This window comes from Pseudomonas sp. NBRC 111127, assembly GCF_001320345.1.
Lineage (GTDB): Bacteria > Pseudomonadota > Gammaproteobacteria > Pseudomonadales > Pseudomonadaceae > Aquipseudomonas > Aquipseudomonas juntendi.
The window spans coordinates 1-1,138 of record NZ_BCBD01000327.1 but is presented as its reverse complement, the minus strand read 5'-3'; the positions used below and the strand labels follow the sequence as shown (position 1 = coordinate 1,138).

1 protein-coding gene is annotated in these 1,138 nt (G+C 66.4%); it reads right to left on the bottom strand.

The features are described from left to right. The coding region (locus tag APH30_RS27245; RefSeq protein WP_177333811.1) for an FAD-dependent oxidoreductase at positions 1-1,138 on the bottom strand (1,138 nt) is incomplete at both ends.

Here is a 1,138-nt window from a genome sequence, read left to right as displayed (position 1 = left end):
GGAGAAGAACCCGCCCTTGCTCGCGGCAGCTGCCCCGGCACCGGCGGCGGCTGCCGCGACCGGCGCGGCCTTGACCGGGTCGAACGACTTGCCGGCCAGCAGGTCCTGGGCCTGGCTGGCGGCACGTTGGCCGCTGCGCAGGGCGCCTTCCAGGGTGCCCGGGTACAAGGCATCGGTGTGCTCACCGGCAAAGGTGATGCGCTGCACCGGGCGCTCCCACAGGCGCCAGAACTTGCTGATCTGGCCCGGCCCGTAGGCCAGGTAGGCACCGCCGGTACCGGCATCGACGCTATACCGCTTCACCTCGTAACCGGTGAACGCACCGCGTGCCTGCGGGTAGAAGGCATGCAGTCGGATCAACACCTGGTCGACCATCTGCTTGTCGCCGAAAGCCTGCAGCAGGCGGGCGTTGTCGCCGGACAGGTTGATCACCACGTTCGCCCCGCCCTTCAGCGCCGGCTCGATCCACAGCATGCCGAGACCGGCGTTGCTGAACACCTCGCCCGACATGCGCGCGCGGCTTTCCCAGACCGGCTTCTTGAACTTGAGCATCAGCTGGTCACGCCAGCCATAGTTGGTGCCCTTGAGCGCCGCCAGGTGCTGGCTGTCCAGCCCCGGGGTGATCTGGATCTTGGCCAGGGCGCGCAATGGCACGGCCATGACCAGGTAATCGGCCTGGTAACCGACACTGCCGACCTTGACAGTGACGCTGTCCTTGTTCTGAACGATGGCGGTGACCGGCGAGCTGGTCTTGATGGTCTTCAGCTGCTTGACGAAGGCCTGTGCCAGCACCGGGCTGCCGCCAGGCAGGCGCGCGGCCCGCAGGTCACGGTCACTGACGTTGCGGTAAACACGGTTCTGCTGGGCGAAGTACAGCAGCGACAGGCGCGACGGTTCGTCGTAACGGGTGCGGATTTGCTGGTTGATCAGTTGCCGCGCGGTGGCCGGCAGTTGCAGCTTGTCCAGCCAGCTGGCGACGTTGATCTGGTCAAGGGCAAACAGCGTGCTGGTGGCCTGCGGATTGAGCGGGTCGTCGATCGAGCGGGCCAGGTCATCGAGGGTTTTCTCGTAACGCTTGAGTGCCTCGGCGGTGGCCGGCTGCTTGGTCGCCAGGTCGGTTGCGCTGAAGTACTCGCCG